Genomic DNA, 1612 nt, shown 5'->3' with positions numbered 1-1612 from the left:
CCCATAGCTGTCAACTTAAGAATTGATAGTAAATTTATAACCCGCATCCCATGCACTATCCATGGTTTACTAGCTTGATTAAAAGGGTAAGATCTTTGTAAGCACGCTAAATAAACGACGCTCTCGTGTCGTAAAAAACTAAATTTTTTCAGTTAAATAGAAGGTGATGTATGGCAGTTCCATTGGCGGATCTGGGTTTTCTAGCAGTTTTACAAAGTAATTGGATCACTGCTTGGAAGATCACTATACATCCCTTCTTTTTTCTGTGGAAAATTCCGTATAACTTAGGTAACACTTCATTCGAGATTGTACGTACGGCAATCATCTCACTAATTTCCATCTCTTTTTCCTCCCAAATGATGTTCCTTATTTGATACGCAATGAATTGACTTATTATACACACGAGAAGAGTGGCATATAAATGACACAACCAACGTGGGTTCTTTACCAATTTAAAATGATCAATTTTTATATAAGATTTCCATACTTTGAATTGAAGTTCAACTTGCCAACGGAGCCGATACAACTGCGTCACCTGTTTTTCAGAAATTGATATAGGTAGATTCGTCATATATACCGTGATCCCTGCCAAATCACGTATTACCTGTTTGGGTTCTTTTCCTGACTTCGTCGTTCTTCTGTCAATCTTTTTTAATCTGTTTTCTATTTGCTTTTCCCCATGGGAAAAAATAATACAACGTGCAGGAAAGTGGGCCTCACCCCCAAAATACACATCCTCTAACTCTAAATACTCTCCAGGTTGTAAATTTCTACACAGCTCGACTAGATCAATTCGATGATATTGACTACTTTTTACTGGCTTTCCATTCTTATGATAAGTAGGATAGGGATTTTTGTATGCCAGATACATATCATTTCGTGTTTTTGATATAAAAAATACACCCGATTGATCCATTCTTTTAAATTGTTCAAAACTAAAATAGCCTAAATCTTGCATGCAAAGCTCGTTTTCGACTACATAAGGAAGCCTCTGACTTCCCATTTTAGCATCGTTGATATGGATGAAATCCACTTTAAGGAATGTTGATTGACCTGAAAGTAGATCGAATTCAAAATGCACCTTTGCTGACTGTTGATGTGTATTTTTAGCACGCGATTTCAAATGATCTGGCACACTCACAAATGTAGAATCCATAACGCGTATACTAGTAAATGGAAGTGTGTCTTGATTTAGTAGTGATGACAAATCCAGTTGATTCTGTACAATGACTACCTCATGAATCAATCGAAGTAAAAATTCCGCTGCTTCAGGCGTGAATTTCTTGTCAATAGCAGTTCGACTGACAGAAATGTCTTGATCCAGACTCAACTTTACACAAAGTTCTTGAAGGGAAGAGTCTAGTAAATTTCCGTGACTTTTAAAGAGGAGTGTAAGAAAATCACTAGCAGTAATTTGTCTTTTACGCTTGATAAAACCGGTTTCCTTAGCCAACGCATCCACTCTTTCAGGATGGATCAATGAAAGTAATTGTTCAAGCATGTCAAAATGATGGTTGATAGACATAAAAAGAACTCCTTTCAAAAAAGATGGTATGTATCTTTACCATCTTTTTAAGAAAAGTACACCTATTTCTTAAGTTGACAGCTATGT

The 1612-nt window shown here is 36.2% G+C and carries 1 protein-coding gene; it reads right to left on the bottom strand.

Annotated elements, in window-relative coordinates; translation table 11 throughout:
* Positions 1-148: 148 nt before the first annotated feature.
* Positions 149-1501, bottom strand: a complete 1353-nt coding sequence (locus CSV69_RS16500; protein ID WP_158232713.1) for an IS4 family transposase — start codon at positions 1499-1501, stop codon at positions 149-151.
* Between the last annotated feature and the right edge of the window lie 111 nt (positions 1502-1612).

The organism is Sporosarcina sp. P26b, from assembly GCF_002743245.1.
Classification (GTDB): Bacteria; Bacillota; Bacilli; order Bacillales_A; family Planococcaceae; genus Sporosarcina; species Sporosarcina ureae_C.
This window is presented reverse-complemented; position numbering and strand designations above follow the sequence as displayed.